The following is a 1,683-nucleotide window of genomic DNA, read 5'->3' as shown; positions in this document are numbered from 1 at the left end:
TCGAATGCTCGCACATTCACTGCCCTAATTAAGAGGAGGACGCTCACTATGAAGCATAACCAATCCAGCAAACAAAATCAACGAATTGAACGAATTTCTGAAACCACATTGGTTATCGGAACCGACATCGCCAAAAACAACCACGTTGCTCGGGCCTTTACTTATCGAGGTATCGAGCTGGGTAAGCGCTGCTTGTTCCAGAACGATGAACAAGGCCTGTTGAACCTTCTGGCTTGGGCGGAGGCGTTGAAACAGGAGCACGGCATGAACGACGTCATCCTTGGCGTTGAGCCGACGGGTCATTACTGGTTTCCGCTGTTCCATTTCCTGAAGGGGCATGGCATCCAAGTGGTCCTGGTGAACCCGCATCATGTGAAGAAAAGCAAGGAACTCGACGACAATTCGCCGACCAAGAACGACATCAAGGATGCGAAAGTCGTCGCCAAACTCATCATCGACGGGCGCTACAGCGAGCCGCAGCTTCCGGAAGGCATCTATGCCGATCTGCGGGTGCTGATGAACCAGCGAGAGCGTCTGAACGGGGATTTGAACCGCGTGAAAGGAAGAATCCACAACTGGCTGGATCGCTTCTTTCCCGAATATACGCAAGTGTTTAAAGATTGGGAAGGCAAGGCCTCGTTAATCACGCTGGGACAGTTCCCGCTGCCGCAGGATGTCGTGAGCGCCGGCGAAACGACGATCGTGGCGGCGTGGAAAAAGAACGGTGTGAATCGGGCTGTAGGCCCCAAACGTGCCGAATTGCTGTACCGGAAAGCCCGCAAGTCCATCGGCCTCACGGAAGGCGCTGCAGCGGCCAGACATGAGCTAGCCATGCTTCTGGAACAGTACGCCATGCTGTGCAGGCAGATGGATCAACTGATGGCGCTTGTGGCGGAGCTGGTAGAGCAAATCCCCGGGGCTGCGGAAATGATGACTATCCCATGCATCAAATTGATCACTGTGGCCGGATTTTTGGCCGAGGTTGGGGACTTGTCCCGCTATGACCACAGCCAGCAGATCGTACGCCATGCCGGGCTTAGCTTGCGCGAGGACAGTTCCGGCAAGCGTAAAGGAGAAACGACGATTACCAAACGCGGCCGCTGTCGTCTTCGGGCTTTGCTGTACCGTGCGGCCCTGACGCTCGTCGCCAAGAATCCGGAGTTTCGCACTCTGCATGCGTATTTCACGACACGCAGGGACAACCCGCTCAAGAAGAAGCAATCCATGATTGCCATCTGTACGAAACTGATTCGCGTGTTATTCGAGCTTGGCCGTAAGAAGAAAGCCTACGATGCCGGCAAGGTGCTCGGCCCCCATCGGGAGGCGCAATTGCAAGCAGCAGCTTAATCAATTCACAGGTTAGCAACTCGATGGTTTTCTGCTCTTATCCACAGGTTGATCTTTGACAAACGAAGCACGGATAGGCCGGGAGGAATTCACACCATTAGGGCAACGACCCCGTATAGGAGCATGCCTGGCCTCCACCCCTTGAGAGGCAGAACGAAGGAATGTAAGGGCATCGACCCCGGGAGACATGGGAGGGTAAACCGCAAGGGTTCATGTGGAGATCCATTTGCGACCATACGGCATTTTTAAAACGAGGTGCCCCCCACCTCTGTTCCCGCCAACGAGTCGATTCCATATATTCACTCTTCGTCAATTCTTATCCAAGAGCACTTCGAT

The 1,683-nt window shown here is 54.1% G+C and carries 1 protein-coding gene; it reads left to right on the top strand.

Translation table 11 applies throughout. From position 1 onward, the window contains the following. Positions 1 to 48: 48 nt before the first annotated feature. Entirely contained in the window at positions 49 to 1,347 is a 1,299-nt protein-coding gene (locus tag ACFQ03_RS25875; RefSeq protein ID WP_010267154.1) for an IS110 family RNA-guided transposase, read from the top strand. Positions 1,348 to 1,683: the final 336 nt, after the last annotated feature.

This window comes from Paenibacillus residui, assembly GCF_042677205.1.
GTDB classification, from domain to species: domain Bacteria; phylum Bacillota; class Bacilli; order Paenibacillales; family NBRC-103111; genus Paenibacillus_L; species Paenibacillus_L residui.
The sequence above is the reverse complement of the archived record's forward strand: the minus strand, read 5'-3'. Positions and strand labels throughout refer to the sequence as shown.

Excerpts from the sequence above, each read along its gene's own strand:
- ACFQ03_RS25875 (WP_010267154.1), top strand. The coding sequence starts at position 49 with ATGAAGCATAACCAATCCAGCAAACAAAATCAACGAATTGAACGAATT.